The organism is Companilactobacillus sp., from assembly GCF_022484265.1.
In the GTDB taxonomy this organism is placed as follows: Bacteria; Bacillota; Bacilli; order Lactobacillales; family Lactobacillaceae; genus Companilactobacillus.
In genome coordinates, this window is record NZ_JAKVLR010000001.1 from 2,500,295 (window position 1) to 2,517,104 (window position 16,810).

Annotated in this window: 16 protein-coding genes; 10 read left to right on the plus strand and 6 right to left on the minus strand. The window is 39.7% G+C overall.

What is annotated here, in order from left to right; translation table 11 throughout:
* Nucleotides 1–45 precede the first annotated feature (45 nt).
* From LKF16_RS11965 to LKF16_RS11980, 4 genes are all read left to right on the plus strand, one after another.
* Nucleotides 46–261: a hypothetical protein gene (locus LKF16_RS11965; RefSeq protein ID WP_291471172.1), complete on the plus strand. Its 216-nt coding sequence runs from the start codon at nt 46–48 to the stop codon at nt 259–261.
* 185 nt (nt 262–446) lie between these two features.
* A complete protein-coding gene (locus tag LKF16_RS11970; protein WP_291471170.1) occupies nt 447–1,331 on the plus strand; it encodes a cation diffusion facilitator family transporter in 885 nt (294 codons plus the stop codon).
* Nucleotides 1,332–1,345: 14 nt separating this feature from the next.
* Nucleotides 1,346–1,705, plus strand: coding sequence for a carboxymuconolactone decarboxylase family protein (locus LKF16_RS11975; RefSeq protein WP_291471168.1), 360 nt, complete (start codon nt 1,346–1,348; stop codon nt 1,703–1,705).
* A gap of 76 nt (nt 1,706–1,781) precedes the next feature.
* Entirely contained in the window at nt 1,782–2,456 is a 675-nt protein-coding gene (locus LKF16_RS11980; protein ID WP_291471166.1) for a 2,3-bisphosphoglycerate-dependent phosphoglycerate mutase, read from the plus strand.
* 373 nt (nt 2,457–2,829) lie between these two features.
* Here LKF16_RS11980 and LKF16_RS11985 read toward each other — a convergent pair whose 3' ends face one another.
* Complete coding sequence (locus tag LKF16_RS11985; RefSeq protein ID WP_291471164.1) at nt 2,830–3,264, minus strand: Lrp/AsnC family transcriptional regulator; 435 nt, start codon at nt 3,262–3,264, stop codon at nt 2,830–2,832.
* Between the two features lie 155 nt (nt 3,265–3,419).
* On the opposite strand from LKF16_RS11985, the gene LKF16_RS11990 reads away from it, so the two are divergent.
* Entirely contained in the window at nt 3,420–3,653 is a 234-nt protein-coding gene (locus tag LKF16_RS11990) for a hypothetical protein (RefSeq protein ID WP_291471162.1), read from the plus strand.
* 3 nt (nt 3,654–3,656) lie between these two features.
* Nucleotides 3,657–4,793 (plus strand): aspartate ammonia-lyase, encoded by a 1,137-nt coding sequence (locus tag LKF16_RS11995; RefSeq protein WP_291471160.1) that lies wholly within the window; start codon nt 3,657–3,659, stop codon nt 4,791–4,793.
* A 67-nt stretch (nt 4,794–4,860) separates the two neighbouring features.
* On the opposite strand, the gene LKF16_RS12000 is transcribed toward LKF16_RS11995, so the two are convergent.
* The 5 genes from LKF16_RS12000 to LKF16_RS12020 all read right to left on the minus strand — a co-directional run bounded on the left by LKF16_RS12000 (nt 4,861) and on the right by LKF16_RS12020 (nt 12,012).
* Nucleotides 4,861–6,948 (minus strand): KUP/HAK/KT family potassium transporter, encoded by a 2,088-nt coding sequence (locus tag LKF16_RS12000; RefSeq protein WP_291471158.1) that lies wholly within the window; start codon nt 6,946–6,948, stop codon nt 4,861–4,863.
* A 127-nt stretch (nt 6,949–7,075) separates the two neighbouring features.
* The gene (locus LKF16_RS12005) at nt 7,076–9,508 is read right to left on the minus strand and encodes a Xaa-Pro dipeptidyl-peptidase (RefSeq protein WP_291471156.1); all 2,433 of its coding nucleotides are present in this window, start codon (nt 9,506–9,508) and stop codon (nt 7,076–7,078) included.
* A gap of 131 nt (nt 9,509–9,639) precedes the next feature.
* Complete coding sequence (locus tag LKF16_RS12010) at nt 9,640–10,983, minus strand: aminopeptidase C (RefSeq protein WP_291471154.1); 1,344 nt, start codon at nt 10,981–10,983, stop codon at nt 9,640–9,642.
* A gap of 19 nt (nt 10,984–11,002) precedes the next feature.
* Nucleotides 11,003–11,692 (minus strand): ribose-5-phosphate isomerase RpiA, encoded by a 690-nt coding sequence (gene rpiA, locus LKF16_RS12015; protein ID WP_291471152.1) that lies wholly within the window; start codon nt 11,690–11,692, stop codon nt 11,003–11,005.
* Entirely contained in the window at nt 11,692–12,012 is a 321-nt protein-coding gene (locus tag LKF16_RS12020; RefSeq protein WP_291471151.1) for a GNAT family N-acetyltransferase, read from the minus strand. The genes rpiA and LKF16_RS12020 overlap by 1 nt, the downstream gene beginning before the upstream one ends.
* A gap of 123 nt (nt 12,013–12,135) precedes the next feature.
* Between LKF16_RS12020 and LKF16_RS12025 the strand changes: the two genes are divergently transcribed.
* The 4 genes from LKF16_RS12025 to gltX are packed head-to-tail and all read left to right on the plus strand — an operon-like array spanning nt 12,136 to nt 16,756.
* Complete coding sequence (locus tag LKF16_RS12025) at nt 12,136–12,681, plus strand: dUTP diphosphatase (RefSeq protein WP_291471149.1); 546 nt, start codon at nt 12,136–12,138, stop codon at nt 12,679–12,681.
* A gap of 15 nt (nt 12,682–12,696) precedes the next feature.
* Complete coding sequence (gene radA, locus LKF16_RS12030) at nt 12,697–14,064, plus strand: DNA repair protein RadA (RefSeq protein ID WP_291471147.1); 1,368 nt, start codon at nt 12,697–12,699, stop codon at nt 14,062–14,064.
* Between the two features lie 18 nt (nt 14,065–14,082).
* Complete coding sequence (locus LKF16_RS12035; protein WP_291471146.1) at nt 14,083–15,279, plus strand: PIN/TRAM domain-containing protein; 1,197 nt, start codon at nt 14,083–14,085, stop codon at nt 15,277–15,279.
* On the plus strand, nt 15,260–16,756 hold the full coding sequence (gene gltX / locus LKF16_RS12040; protein ID WP_291471143.1) for a glutamate--tRNA ligase: 1,497 nt from the start codon (nt 15,260–15,262) through the stop codon (nt 16,754–16,756). Before LKF16_RS12035 ends, gltX begins: the two co-directional genes overlap by 20 nt.
* Nucleotides 16,757–16,810: the final 54 nt, after the last annotated feature.

The window sequence follows — 16,810 nt, forward strand, 5'->3', positions numbered from 1 at the left end:
TGAAACATCAGGGGTGTTTTTAATCAATTTTACGAGGGGGTAACAATGATGTTGTTTTTTGGTAATCATGGCGACTATGAAGTCACATGTAAATTTTTAGATAAGAAAGGCCAAAGAATTGCTAAGAAGCGCATTTGCCATAATGTTTCTAAAAAAGAAGCACGCGATGGCATGATGAACTATATCACTAATCAATTCTCTGAATCGATTGATATCGCCCATCCAATTAAAGTAGTGGCCAAACCTGCAACTTCTAAATAATTTTTTAGAGGTCACAGCATTAAGACATAAATGATCCTTAAATGATGAAGGATATTAACTAGGCGTAAGCGTTGAAGCTTGCGTCTTTTTTTATGTCCAAAGTTAAATTGTTTTTTATCTGCATGAGTGTGCATATATGCAAATTTATTTGTTATTATAGACCTGTGTAGAGGGGAGCAATCGTTATGGAACATGAACATACACAAGTAACTGGCAAGAGATTTTTCTTCGTCACAGTTTTAAATATTTTGATTACTATCGCTGAATTCTTTGGTGGGTTCATTTCTGGAAGTTTAGGTTTGCTTTCCGATGCCGTGCACAACTTGGAAGATTCACTATCGATTTTTATTTCTTACATTGCTAATGTCATCGGACGTAAACATAATGATGCTGCCAAAACTTTTGGCTATAAACGTGCCGAGATATTGGCTGCTTTTGTTAATTCAAGTATTTTGATTGTGATCACTATTTTGATGATCATTGAATCTATCCGCAGGTTCCGGACCCCACAGCACATTAACGGAACTTTGATGATGGTCGTATCTGTCATTGGGTTAGCGGCTAATTTCATTTCAATGATTGCCTTGTGGTCAAGCTCAAAAGACAATTTGAATATCAAGGCAACTTTTTTACACATGCTGTCTGATACTTTATCGTCAGTTGGCGTTTTTATTGCATCGATTTTTGTTACTTTGTTCCAGTGGTATTGGGTCGACCCACTGATCACGATGATCATTGCCATTTGGCTTTCTAAAGAGGCATATGACGTCGTTAAAGAGTCAGTTAACATTTTGATGGAAGCTAGTCCCAATATCGATTTAAATGCTGTTAAAGCAGCTGTATTGACTGTACCAGACGTTGTGGGTATTCATCATATCCACGATTGGATGATTGATGGGAATTACATCATTTTTGATGCCCATATCAACGTCAATAAGAATTGCAACATGGAAGAGCTCGAGAAGATCTACCGTGAGGTGGAAAAAATTCTTAAAGAGCAATTCCACGTTTCACACGTTACTTTGCAAGCAGAGTGTACTAGAGGACTTAAAGAACCACTAATATTCTAGAAAATGAGGGCGTAATGATGAGTGAAGTTGATTACAAAGCTTTTTTAAAACATGCAAAGGAAAACACTAGCCGTCTGCAAAAACAGACTAAAGGCGTTGGAGCTGACTATTTTAAACTCCATACCGATGCTATGGCAGACGGTGCTTTGTCCAAAAAGGACAAGGAATTGATGTCATTAGCAATTGCAATTTCAACACGTTGTGAGGGCTGTATTGTCAGTCATTTGGCAGATGCCAAAGATTCAGGTGCCACCATTGATGAGGTTGTGGAAACCGTTAATATTGCAATTATGATGAGCGGTGGTCCTGCGATTGTTTACGGCGGCAAAGCTCTTGAAGCTGCTGAACAATACTATGGCGTTGATCTAAAATAATTGTGCCCTTTAAATTAGTTATGGATTAGTGATACCATTATTTACATTAATTCATTGAAAAAGTGGGAATTATTGGATGGTAAAACTTATTTTAGTTAGACACGGAGAGAGTGTCGCTAATGCAGAAAATCATTATACGGGCTGGAATGACGTTGATTTGACTGCTAAGGGGGTCGAACAGACTCATCAGACTGCTCAAAAATTAGCTGGCTATGATATTGATATCCGTCACGTTTGGACTTCAGTATTAAAGCGAGCAATCGCTTCAGCGTACATAATTCAAGATGATTTGGATTTAAATTATTTGCCAATCACTAAAGCATGGCAACTGAATGAACGTCACTACGGAGCTCTCAGAGGGCAAAATAAGGATGTTACACGACAGGAGTACGGTGTTAAACAAGTTCAGATCTGGCGGAGAAGTTTTTACGCATTTCCACCTAAGCTGGATGCACCGGATCCACGAGTAGGACCTTACAAAAATGTTGACCCAAGAGCCATGCCATTGTCAGAAAGTCTCTATGTCGCATACTTACGAATCATTCCTTACTACATTGATCACATTGTACCGGAATTGCTTGATGGCAAAGACCAACTGGTAGTTGCTCATGGCAGCACAATTCGGGCTATGATCAAATATTTGGAAGATATTGGCGACAAAGACATTGATGGCGTCGAAGTGGCAAATGGTGAACCTTTAGTTTATGAATTTGATTCAAAATTGAATTTGTTGAAAACAAATAGAAAATAATAGACCTTAATCCTTTTGGATTAGGGCCTTTTTTTGTGGAGTTGATATTATCTTGTGGTTTTGATTTTGGTTGGACGGTTTTATTTTTGTAGCGGAAACGCGCAAACGACACCCTGAATGCTACTGCATAAGTTTGCCAAAGACTGCGGGGCCTGACGGGCCCACTCCGTCTCTGTCAATCTTATATTCTTGCTTCAAACCTTTTCTTTTGTACTTTTGATATTTTATTGGTCGCTTTTATTTTTATAGTGGAAACGCGCAAAAAAACAATGAGGCCGGACACATAAGTCAATCCAACACTACGAGCGCGTGACGCGCGCCACTCCGTATTGGCTTGCCTTATGTTCTGGCCTCAGACCTTGTTTTTTCCGCTCTACTTCAAATAATATCCTCTCTGCTCTATTGGGGTTGAGAATACTATTTGCGTGCTGGTTCTTCCGAATTGATGCAGCTCGTTTATTAGGTCGTCCAAGTCCTGTGTGGTTTTGAATACTGCTTGGATGATCATTGAGTAGGGGCCGGTTATGCAGTCGCATTCTATTACGTTTGGGATTTTCTCGATGTACTTGTAAAACTTTGGCTTTTCATCTGGAGAAACTTCTAGTTGGATGAAGGCTTTAATATTTAGTCCGAGTTTATCCATATTCAAATTTGCGTTGTAGGATTTGATATAGCCGTTTTCTTCGAGCTTTTTTAGCCGTTGAGATACGGCTGGAGCAGTGATAAATAGTGCTTCGCTTAATTTTTTGATTGATAATCTTCCGTTTGATTGTAAGTAGTTCAATATCTTTTGGTCTATATCATTCATAGCTTTCCTCTCGATAGCAAAAATCACTAAATACTTTATATTATTAAGCAATTAAAAAAACAATTTTTGTTTATCAAATTATAACAGCAAAGGCATTTAATTGTGAAATATCAGGTGCTATCTTTGTCGTTGTAAAGAAAGTGAGGAAACAAATTATGATAGAAAGAATTGAAGAAGATTCAATTGGTACACTTAAAATTAGCGACGATAAATATTATGGTATCAATGCGAAAAGAGCAATGGACAACTTCAAATTGTCGACCAAGCACACAGATATGGAAATGATCAAACAAGTTGCTAGGATCAAAATTGCTGCCGCAAATGCCAATGAAAAAATCGGCAGATTGTCGCATCAAAAAGCTAAATATATCATTAAGGCTGCCAAATAGATTTTGGCAGATAAATTAGACGATCAATTCGTTACCACTGATATTCAAGGTGGAGCAGGTACTTCGACTAATATGAACGTGAACGAAGTTATCGCTAACCGTGCTTTAGTTTTGATGGGACACCAAAAGGGACAATATCAATTCTTAAGTCCTCAAGATGACGTCAATGCTGGTCAATCGACCAACGACGTGTATCCCAGTGCTGGCAAGTTAACCACTTTATTAAAAGCAGAGCAATTACATGCCTCTCTTTCTTTACTGATCAATTCTTTGAACGAAAAAGCAGAACAATTCAAAGATGTTAAAAAAATTGGTCGGACTCAATTACAAGAAGCAGTTCCTACCACTCTTGGCAATAGTTTCCACGCTTTTGCCAGTGGTTTGACGAGATGTCAAAAACAGCTGCAAAAAGGTATGAAGACGTTACTAGAATTAAACTTAGGTGGTACTGCTATTGGGACGGGAGTCAATACTAGTCCTGGATATAAAGAACTCCTTTACCAACAATTGCAACAGGATTATCAAATCAACATTCATCCAGCACCTGATTTGATCGATGCTACTCAAAACCTTGATTCATACGTGCAATTTTCAGGCACTCTAAAGGCTTTAGCAGTGACCATGTCTAAGATATCCCATGACTTGAGATTAATGTCCAGTGGTCCTAAGAGTGGCTTTAACGAGATCAACTTGCCAGCACGTCAACCGGGATCATCGATCATGCCTGGCAAAATCAATCCAGTCATCCCAGAAGTCGTTTCTCAGATTGCCTTTGAAGTTATTGGCGACGATGCAACCGTGACGATTGCTGCTGAATCAGGCGAGTTTGAACTAAATGCTTTTGAACCAGTCATCTTTAAAAACTTATTTGAATCAGTCGACTTTTTACAAAGTGCCTGCGTCATGTTAGCGACTAAATGTATTTCGGGAATCACTGCCAACCGAGACAAATGCTTATCAGACTTACAAAATAGTGCTGAGACGGTCACTAAATTGACTCCAATCATTGGTTATGCAACTGCGACAAAGTTCGTTAAAGAGGCTTTAAAGACTGGAAAGAATGTTTATGACTTGCTCAAAGAGCAGGGCGTCTATGATCCTGATGCCGAGCCATTAGCTGATAGTCAAATTGCTAACTAAAATAATAGACAGCAAAAAAAATAAGACTAATTTTTTCAATTAGTCTTATTTTTGTCTGTCTCATAAATTATTCTTCATCTTCGTCGTCATCAACTGGATTATCAACAGGGATATCCTTGAGAGCTGAACGATCTTTTCTGACCAGACGAATCCGGTTCAGCGATACTTTTCCAAGCACTAGTGGAACACGCTCTTCAACTACATCACTGTATGAAAGACCAAACCAGTTGGCAGGTGAGATGAATTTTTGAAGCAATAGTCTTAGATGAATGATACCTTTTTTAACTCCACTGATCCTAGTGTCAGGCGAGAGGACCTCTTTGATAAGTACGAATGAGAAGTCACCAACTTGACGATCAGGGATGGTGGTGTATTTTTGTGGCTGCGTCTTGATCTCACCGTTTGACATCAAATCGTTAACGATCTGTCTTAAGTAGACGTTAACCTTTTGGTCGACACGGAATCCCAGATACAATTGAACGCTGACCATGTAATCAGTATCAAAAGTTTCGGCACTATAAGCAGCTGTATAAGGTTCATCAGTAACATTAACAGTTACGAACCAATAAACCTCAGCGCGTTTTGGTCGTTTATCAAGGATCGAATACAAGATATTCTTCTTAATACGATAGCCGTCATGAACTTTAGTCAAGTAAACCAAGTTAGTTGTTGTTAGTGGATAGCTTGGGTCTTTTCTAAGGTCGTTTAATTGATGCTTGAATGCTAGTAGTGATGCAAAGTGACTTCTGAACGTATTGTCGTCCATCAAGCGGTCACCGTATCTCCAAACAAACATAATAGCAATCAATGCAGCGGCGATGATCATGGTGATATAAGCACCTTGAATGAACTTGCTACTGTTTGTGATCAAGAAGATACTCTCGATCACGAAGAAGAAACCGATGATCACCGTGGTAAAGAAGCGATTGACTCGTTTCATCAACATCCACTGATGCAGCAAGATAGTTGTCATCAGCATGGTGATCGTGATTTCCAGACCGTAAGCATTCGACATGTTTTCGGAATTTTGGAAAAAGATAACTAGTGAAATACAGATGATCCAAATAATTGAGTTAACAGTTGGAATATATAACTGACCCTTGAAATTCGTAGGGTAAAAAGTTTTTAATCTTGGAAAAATTCTTAATTTTGTAGCTTCTGAAACTAGTGTGTATGAACCCGAGATCAATGCTTGAGAAGCAATGATAGCAGCCATAGCAGCTAAGAAAATACCGAATAATCTTAGCTTTGGAGGCATTGATTCATAAAATGGGTTAAATGTTGCTGGGAGGTTGAATGCAGAAGCATTGTCTTTAACTCGCAACATCCATGTTGCTTGTCCTAAGTAACTAAGCAGCAAACAAATTTTAACGAATGGCCAACTAGTATAGATATTAGGACGGCCAACGTGTCCCATGTCTGAATAAAGTGCTTCAGCACCAGTTGTTGCCAAGAAGATACTACCTAAAATGAAAATACCACGAATATTGTAAGGACTTCTCAACAACTCGATTGCGTAATAAGGGTTAAAAGCTCTTAAAACTGACCAATCAAAAGATAAGTTGTAAATACCCAAGAGTCCTAAGAATGCGAACCAAACTAACATAATTGGTCCAAAAGCTTTACCGATCAGTTGCGTACCAAAACGTTGGATAAAGAACAATGTCGATAAAATGATGATGGTAATAATAATTACTTGCGTTTGGGTATGAATAAAGACCGTGTTGTTAATTGCGATACCCTTTAAACCTTCAATAGCCGCAGTAACAGTAACAGCCGGTGTCATCATACCATCGGCCAAGAAGGTGGCTCCACCGATCATCGCGGGGATGATCAGCCACTTTGCTCTTTTTCTAACTAACGTGTACAGAGCAAAGATTCCACCTTCACCACGGTTATCCGCTCGAAGTGCAATCAGAACATACTTAGTAGTTGTAACAATCGTCAAAGTCCAGAAGATCAATGAAACACTACCAAGAACAAAGTTGGTCGACATATGGCTCAAACCGCCATTTCCGACCATCAATGAGTTCATAACATAAAGAGGAGAAGTACCAATATCTCCATAAACAATACCTAATGCGATCAGAAATCCCGCAGCCGACATTTTAGCATGCGGATTTTTCCTTAGCATTGCCAAATCTTTTTTATCCATAAATATACTCTCCAAATCGAACAATTCACGAGCGATTATAACATGTAAAAATATCGCTTCAAACTATTTAACTTTACTATAACGTGTAAAAAAATATTTACTCAATTTCCCCAATTTAAAACACTCTTTACTTATGGAATGGAACCAAGATCGATGAGTAATCTGTATCGATCTGGTAAGTGATCGATTGATTGCCGCGAACGGTCATTCCAAAGTCAGTGCTATAAACAATTAAACCTAATTTGTGTCCGGATAACAACCGATACATCGTAGGTTGCAACTCGACTGAAATATCGTAAAATTTATCAGCAATTAATTCTTGTGCATGATAAGGCGTTTGTCGATTTTGCAAATTCAGATGTCCCTTGGTGATCATTTTATAGCTAGAAGGTGTCGAATTAGTGGTAAATTCACGCAAGTCATCCTCGCGCCAATCATAAGTTTCCGCCAATCCTTTAGCTTTTAAAATAGTTGGAGAAATATGCAAACGTTTATTTTCTCCAAAATCGATCACTTGAAAACTTAGTATCCCCACATTTTGATTGCTTGAAACACGCAATTTCACGGTTGGAGTCCCGTCTAACAATAGGTCGGATTCCAGTGGCTTAGTTTCAAAAATCAAGCGGTGGTTTTGCAGATCAGAATTTTCGACAACCAAATCATTTTGCCACTTATCGACATTTTTACAATAGTTATGATAGATATTTTCTGAAAGATTATCAGAAAAATTCAAAATACCGGTATTAGCTTGTTTAGTGGAACTTAGCTGATGATCTGATAAGTAAAAGTTCTTCTGTGGATTAGTTGGGTCACTCCAATTGTCAAAGTCATTCCAAGTTTCAGCTTGGGTATTATCTTGAACAATCACGTTTGGCAATAATTTTTCGGCACCGTTGTCGACGTCAAGCAATTCATGCGTTAGCCACAAGTTAGCAATGTCGGTAAAGTCAATAGAACGAAAGGCATTGATATAAATGTGTTGGCCTTGATGCAAAATGATTTTTTTATTGATCTGATTGTTAGCTACGCCATTCCAGAGTTTTTCAACGTTTCGAGGTTTGACGTTCCAGTCGTTTAGACCGTGAACAAGCAGGAGGTCTGCCTTGATATTGGCTAAATTTTTCCGATAGTTTCTAGCATCCCAAAATTCATTGTAGTCGCCAGTCGTTCGGTCTTGTCCGTTAGTGATGTCCTGTAGCTGTTTTTCCCAAGTATCCTTGATCTTGTGGAAGTCTCCAGCTTGCAAACGGCGACTAAAGGTCTCTTCAGCTAAAACGTCAGCGTCTTCGCCTGGGAATCCACCTGGGGCAATGACCAGTCCGCCATCACGGTAGTAGTCGTACCAACTAGAAATAGCCGCTTCACTGATGACTGTCTTTAAGCCTTCAACGCCCGTGGTAGCAGCAGCGGTGGCCAAAGTTCCTAAATAAGAACGGCCAGTCATGGCAATATGTTTATTTGACCAGTCAGCCGTGATTTGGATATTGTCGTGTCGGTTGGTGAAGGCAACTCGGTTGCCAGCTAGCCATTGGATAATGGCGATAGTAGAAGTAGTTTCTTCAGGGTCCCCAGTAGTTCTGACGCCATCAGAATCTTTGGTACCAATCCCTGCAGCATAAACCACCGCAAATCCTCGTGCTAAAAAGTAGTCGTTGAGCGTGTACGACTGTTCACGGGCAAAGGTTTCTTCAGCCTGTTCAGCTTTGCCATTGACTTTTCTAGGTGCAGGCAAATTAGTTTTTGGAGCAACGTATTCAATGTCTTCATATTTTCGATCATCGACTTTCTTAGGGGTCAAAGGGATGTCGACGTTGTGCATCATTTTCTCGCCTGTCTCGTCGTTAGTACCTTGGTTATACGGACTAGCTGTGTATAAAACTGGGACTTGGAAGTCCTTGCCAGATTCCTTAGGACGTAATATCTCAGCCTTGAGTAAATCTAACTTGCCGTCATGGTCGGTATCTTGAGGCGATTCAACGTAGACGACTTCACGGATCAATTCGTGTGGATCAAAGACTGGCAGAGTCTTCCCGTTAAACAACAATGGTTTTTTCACAGATTCATCGTGATAGAAGCTGACAAAATAGCCTTGAGCAGCCAATTGGTCGATCAAAGTTTGTCCGTTTTTATTATGTGTGGCGAGTAGCCAATACCAGGCAGATTTTAATTCGTCCAAACTGAAAAAATTAGTTTGGTGGTCAGCGACTTTTAGCTGGATCTTATCCATGGCGGAAAGCGGATCAGTCAGTTCGAAATCCAAACCTGGTTGAAAGTCCATCAATTGTAGACCAACGTTATAAAAGGTATTCACGTCTAATTGAGAATGCTGATCAAAAAATTCAGCTAGATCAAGCTCGGGCGTTGCCATGATCGTAGCCAATTTTTCATTAAAGATGGTTTCGCTTTTGGAAACTAAGAGCGACTTCTTGAGAAAACTTTTCCACAGTGCTAAGACACCTGATTCAGAATCATTGCCTTCATCTAAAAATCTGATTGCAGTTAATTCTTCAATTTGGGAATTGTAATCAGTCGGTTTGAGAGCAAATTGATTATTTCGCATAAATAAGACCTCGTTTTTCTCCAAAATTGCATTAATACCACTTATTATATCCTTGCTATTTAAAATTTGTAGTTTAATACCTAAAGAAAAAGACCCGAGAAATTTTCTCGAGTCTAATTTGGGCTATCCTATTAAGCTAAAGCACCCATTGGATCCCAAGGTGCAAGTACCTTAGGTTGTTTGCTTTCTTTATCGAATGTTTCCTTAAGTTCGTCGCTTAGGAGATTCTTGTTGATAACTAATTGGTAAACGAATTCGTTGAACCAATCGTCACTCATAACGAAGTAGCCTTTAGTTCCGACTTTTTCACCCCATGAATTTTCGACTTTCCACTTAAGCGGATTGCCATTTTCATCGAGGTCAACGCCGGTGATGACCATTGCGTGGTCCATCATACTTTCAACATAGTCAAGACGTTCTGCCTTAGTCATGCTGAAGTCAGTGTTGAATAATCCCTCAAGGTCGTAGATCTTAGTATCCATGATACCAATCTTGCGGTCTGAACTCTTAACGACATCTGAACCAAACCAAACAGCTTCGCCAGATTGAAGTTGTTTAACAGCTAATGACTTGAAGTCGTTGATCTCAAGGTTCAAGTGACGCACTTGACGTCCACCGACAACGTTTCCTAATAATTCAACTGTGTAGACGTGATTATAAGGCTTGTCATCTGTTGGTGCGTTGATTGTTGAAACGTAATTGTCGAGGTCCCAGCCAACGTACTTCTTGAAAAAGTCTTGTGGAGTGATGCCAACTTCTTTGTGATATTTCTTATCGTCGTCACGGTATGCCCAGTCAAATTTAGCAGGTGGTTCACCAACTGAATAAACTAAGATCTTGTAGATCTCGCTCAACATTTCGTCTTTTTCACGTTGAATGTCTTCACTTGATTTGCCATCGTTAACTAATTTACGAAGAGTGATAGCATTCTTGCGTAATTTAGTATTTAGGACAGCATTTAATTGTGATGAATTAGTTCTGCTGGCAGTATCTGGCATTACGCTCTTAGGAACAACGCCATATTTAGCAACTAAAGCCATGACCATGTCCCATTGACCACCATCTTGTTGTGGTGTAGCCATTAAGAAGTCAACTTTGCGGTCGCCAATTGGAAGGGCAGCAGTATTGATCACATTTTCGTAGAAGAAGTTAGATTTCTCCAGCTTATCCCAGAACAACATGTATCCTTCTGAAAGTTCGAAGCCCTTGATCTTAAAGTTGTTTTGAAGAGGATGTCTCATAGTGTTTAGTGCGGCGAAGATCCAGCACAAGCCTGATTGCTTTTGGTCTGCAACTGAACCAGTATCGATCTCAACTGAAAAAGTTGGATCCATGGCAATTTGTGAAGCTAATGTTTCACTTGATTTATAGATACCGTTATTTGCAACAGCATTTTTGATGGCAGATGATCCTGGAGTTTCGTCAAATGCCTTTTGAAAATCGGCTAATTCTTTATTTGTTATTTCCTTGGTCATATATCTTACTCTCCCTTAATTATCTAATGTTGTCGATGACTTTTGGACCGTCATCATATCCAACAACTACAGTATTCACTATATCAAGAAATAGACCATGTGCAACAATTCCGACTAGGTGATCGAGCCAATCAGCCAGAATATGGGGATGTTCGATCACGCCACAGTGAAGGTCAATGATGTAGTTGTTATTGTGAGTAGTAACGCGGTTTCCTTGGTCGTCTAATCTGAATTTTGGCTTGAGGTTTTCCTTTTCCAAAATGTCAAAGATCTTTTGACAACCAAATGGGATCACTTCGATAGGTAAGGGGAAACTGCCCAATTGATCCGCCATCTTCGATTGATCAACGATCCAGAGGACCTTGTTTGAGTTTACAGCTACCATCTTTTCTAGCAGGTGAGCACCACCTCCACCTTTGATACCTTGGAAGTTTTTATCGATCTGGTCAGCACCATCGATAGTTAAGTCGATATGGTCGACATCATTGAGTTCCTTCATTGGGATACCTAAAGCTTCAGCTTGTTTTTGAGAACGTGAAGAAGTTGAAACGCCAACGATATTAGTGATCTCGCCAGCTTGGTAACGACGTCCTAATTCTTCGATCATGTAATAAACGGTCGAACCTGTTCCTAAACCTACAACTGAGTTACTTTTGATAAAATCGACGGATCTTTCACCGACTGCTTTTTTTAATTCATCTTGATTCACTATGCTTCCCCCTTGTCTAATTGTTCTAATAGTTGTTGGTAATTGTCAGCTAAAAGAAATCTGATCTCTGGTCTTTTCTTAAAAGCGGCTTTGGCGTATTCGCAAACTGGTACAATTTTGAGATTGTTCAGATCTGCATAGTCTAACAATGCGTTCAGCAACTTTCCAGCTAAGCCGTGGCCTTGATAAGTTTCGTCAACTCGAGTGTGGTCGATCGAGATCACGCCGTCAGATACTTTTGAGTAGACGATCTCGCCAATTTCTTTTTGAGTATCAGCTTCAAAAATATAAAAACGGTTGTCGCTATGTCTTATTTCCATAGACTGCCTCCCATATCCTATTAATTAACTCAATCTTACCTTAATAAACGTTTAAAGTCAGTGTATTACTAACCTTTAAATGATAAAATTTAAAGTAACTAGGTTCGAAAAGGAGTATTTATTTTGGCAAAACAACGTGGATTTGAAATTGTAGAAAAATACCGTGATCAAGGTATCAAATTACCAGTCAGACAGACGAAAAAGGCTGCCGGGTACGATATCGAAAGCGCTGAAGATTTTACCGTTCCTTCAATTTGGAAATTTGGAGTGCTAAATGCTATTAAATTTATCCTCAATAAGGGTAAAATGGATGACACGAAAATTGATGAAATCCAAAAGTCAATCAAACCAGTACTAGTTCCAACTGGAGTTAAAGCTTACATGCAAGATGATGAAGTTTTGATTGTGGCTAGTCGTTCTAGTAATCCTTTAAAACGTGGCCTTTCACTCCCAAATGGTATTGGTGTCGTTGATGCAGATTATTACAATAATCAGAGCAACGAGGGAGAATTGTTTATTCAACTGATCAATTTTTTCCCAAAAGATTTCCACATCAAAAAAGGCGACCGTTTGGCTCAAGGAATTTTCGTCAAATATTTAACGACTGATGATGACCAAGGTGGCCTCAAAGAACGTCAAGGTGGTTTTGGTTCATCCGGTATCAAGTAGAGAGGATTTTATTTAGTGGCAAAATCAAAAAGTAAGTTTGTATGTCAAAGTTGTGGATATGTTTCGCCGAAGTACTTGGGCCGTTGTCCAAACTGTGGTTCATGGAATCAAATGGTCGAAGAAGTCGAGCACGTTGAATCGATTAAGGCAACACCTAGTCGCAGAACTAGTGATTTAGAGGCCAAACCTTTAAAGATCAATGACGTTGCTTTTGAAAAAGAACCTCGGATCAAAACTGATCTATCTGAACTTAATCGAGTTCTCGGTGGCGGTATCGTTCCTGGGTCATTGATTTTGATTGGTGGAGATCCGGGTATTGGTAAATCAACGCTTTTGTTGCAAGTGTCGGGACAACTTCAAAAGACTAACGGCAAAGTGTTGTACGTTTCAGGTGAGGAATCCGCTTCTCAGATCAAGATGCGTGCTGACCGTTTAGGAATCAGCGGCGATAATTTATTCGTTTATCCACAAACTGATATGAGTTATATTCGTCAAACTATTGATGAAATGAAACCAGATTATTTGATCATCGATTCTGTCCAAACGATGGATGAACCGGAGATCTCATCAGCTGTCGGCAGCGTTTCACAGATTCGTGAAGTCACGGCAGAATTGATGAATATTGCTAAACAACAAAATATTACGGTTTTTGTAGTTGGACACGTTACCAAGGGTGGTGCGATTGCTGGACCAAAGGTACTGGAACACATGGTAGATACAGTGCTATATTTTGAGGGGGATACGCATCACAGTTATCGTATTCTCAGGTCGGTCAAAAATCGTTTTGGTTCAACTAACGAGATCGGTATTTTTGAAATGCAGACTAAGGGTCTGACTGAAGTGGAAAATCCATCAGAGATTTTCTTAGAGGAACGACTCAAGGATACTAACGGATCAGCAGTTGTCGTGTCGATGGAAGGGACTCGTCCGATTTTGGTCGAGATCCAATCGTTGATCACGCCAACAATTTTTGGAAATGCCAAACGTACTGCAACAGGTCTAGATCACAACCGTGTGTCAGTGATCATGGCTGTGTTAGAAAAACGTGGCAATTTGATGCTTCAAAATCAAGATGCTTACTTGAAATCCACTGGCGGCGTTAAATTAGATGAACCAGCGATCGACCTAGCTTTAGCAATGTCAATTGCTTCTAGTTACAAGAATTTAGGAATATCTGCAACCGATTGTTTCGTTGGAGAAGTTGGTCTGACAGGCGAGATCAGACGTGTCAATCGGATCGACCAACGTGTTAATGAAGCTGAAAAATTAGGATTCAAACGGATCTTTGTCCCTAAGAACAATCTCGGCGATTGGGTCAAGGACCAAAAGATTCAAATCATCGGCGTTAGCACGGTAACTGAAGCAATGAACAAAACATTTTAATAATATAGGAGGTTGTACATGCGCAAAATTTTAGTTAATGCTATTTTTGCCTTGATTGGGATTGCCGTCGGCGTGACGGTCCTTCCAACCTTATGGCGTGCAACTGGTATTGCGGACGTGCGTCTAGTTAATAATGGGTATGTCGACGGACTTACTGGCGGCCTTATTTTTTATTTCTTTTCATTTCCTTTCGTCGAACCCATTACTAACCTCAATACCAGAATTGAAAAAAGTCTTAGTTCCAGATCGCCAGGGTGGATCATCTTTGGTTCGATCTTTTTGATCGGTGGTCTGATCTTAGCCAACATCATCTCGATTCCTTTTTACATGATGTCATCGTTGGTATTTAATACCATCATTCCACTGATCCTGATGATCATTTTCGGCTTTATCGGATTTAGGATCGGAACTACAAGACGAAATGATTGGCGGAGTTTTTCTTCCAAACGTAAATCGTCCAATGACAAGTTGGAAAGCGATGGACAGATCATCCAACGTTCAACTGAAAAAGAATTTTATCCTTATAAAATTTTGGATACGTCAGTCATCATTGATGGCCGAGTTCATCAATTAGCTCAAACCGGTTTTTTGGAAGGGAAGTTGATGATCCCAGATTTTGTTGTTCATGAACTGCAACTGATCTCTGATTCAGCCGACCAGCAAAAGCGTGAACGTGGACGTCGTGGTCTCGATATCTTAAATGAGATGAAGATGGACCAAACGATCAATTACGAGACAACTACTCGTGACTATGACAATATTCCTGAGGTCGATAACAAATTGTTAAAATTAGCCAAAGAAATAGGTGGTGCTGTTTTAACAAACGACTATAATCTTAATAAGGTCAGTGAATTTCAGAATGTCAAAGTTTTGAATATTAACGAACTAGCCAAAGTTTTGAAACCAACGGTTTTGCCAGGAGAAACAATGACTGTTAAAGTTATAAAGGATGGTACCGAACGAGAACAAGGTGTCGCATACCTAGAAGATGGTACGATGGTCGTTGTTGAGGAAGGTAAATACTTTATCAACAAGTCGCTAGAAGTTGTTGTTACTAGTGCTTTACAAACAGATGCTGGTAAAATGATCTTTGCGAAACCTTTGCATTCTTTAAAAGGTATCCAGGAAAAGAATCCAAAGAAGCCTGCGGATAAGAAACCAAGCAATAACAGAAACAAAAGGGGAGAACGAAAAAGTGGCAAACAAGGCAAATAATGATATTCGAGTTAGATATGCTCCAAGTCCTACAGGACATTTACATATAGGTAATGCAAGAACTGCAATTTTCAACTACCTATTTGCACGTCATCATAAAGGAACATTTGTGATCCGTATCGAAGATACAGATACAAAGCGTAACGTTGAAGGCGGCGAAAAGAGTCAACTTGAAAACCTCAAGTGGCTCGGTGTCGATTGGGACGAAGGTCCAGACGTTGGTGGAGATTATGGTCCATACCGTCAATCAGAACGTAAAGATATCTACCAAAAATATATCCAAGAACTTCTTGATAAAGGTTTAGCTTACGAGTCATACATGACTGAAGAAGAACTAACAAAGATGCGTGAAGATCAAGAAGCACGTGGCGAAATGCCTCATTACGAATATGAATTTGCTGGAATGAGCGATGATGAAAAGGCTCAAAAGATCCAAGCTGCTAAAGATGCTGGCCTCAAACCAGTTGTTCGTATCCACGTACCATTAGATAAGAAATACGAATGGGACGATATCGTTAAGGGTAAAGTTTCCATTGAATCAAATACTTTAGGTGGCGACTGGGTCATCCAAAAACGTGATGGCATGCCAACATACAACTTTGCCGTTGTTGTCGACGACCATTTGATGAAGATCTCACACGTTTTACGTGGTGATGATCACGTTGCAAATACTCCTAAACAATTAATGATCTATGAAGCACTTGGCTGGGAAGCACCTAAGTTCGGTCATATGACTTTGATCATCAATACTGAAACTGGTAAAAAGTTAAGTAAGCGTGATGAATCAGTTCTCCAATTCATCGAGCAATATCGTGAACTAGGTTACTTGCCAGAAGCTATGTTTAACTTCATTACGCTTCTAGGCTGGTCGCCAGTGGGTGAAGACGAGATCTTTACTCGCAAGCAATTCATCAAGATCTTCGACGAAAATCGTTTGAGCAAGTCACCTGCCAAGTTTGACCAAAAGAAACTCGAATGGGTCAACAACCAATACGTTAAAAAGGCTGACGTTAGTGAGATCACTGATTTAACATTGGAAAACTTGATCGCAGCTGGTCGCATTGAAAAGAATCCTGATACTAATACGATCCAATGGGTTAGACATTTGACAGAACTATACATGCCACAAATGAGTTTTACTAACCAAATCGTTGAATTAGCTGACGTTTTCTTCAATCAACCAGAAGTATTGACTGACGACGAACAAGCAGAATTAAACGACGACGATGCTCGTACAGCTATTGAAGACTTGCGTGGCAAGCTTGAAAAGCTTGACCGTTTCACAGCTGCACAAATCATGAATGCCATCCAAGGCGTTCGTGCTGATACTGGCGTTAAAGGTAGAAAGCTTTACATGCCTGCCCGTATCGCAACTACCAGAACTATGCATGGTCCAGCAATTGCTGAAGCAATCGAATTGTTCGGTAAAGAAGCTGCCTTGAAGAATATCGATAAAACATTAGATCAAATGAAATAAGTACTGATCTCAGTACAAAACAAGAGGTTGAAGGAAAACGTTGTTTTGCCTCAA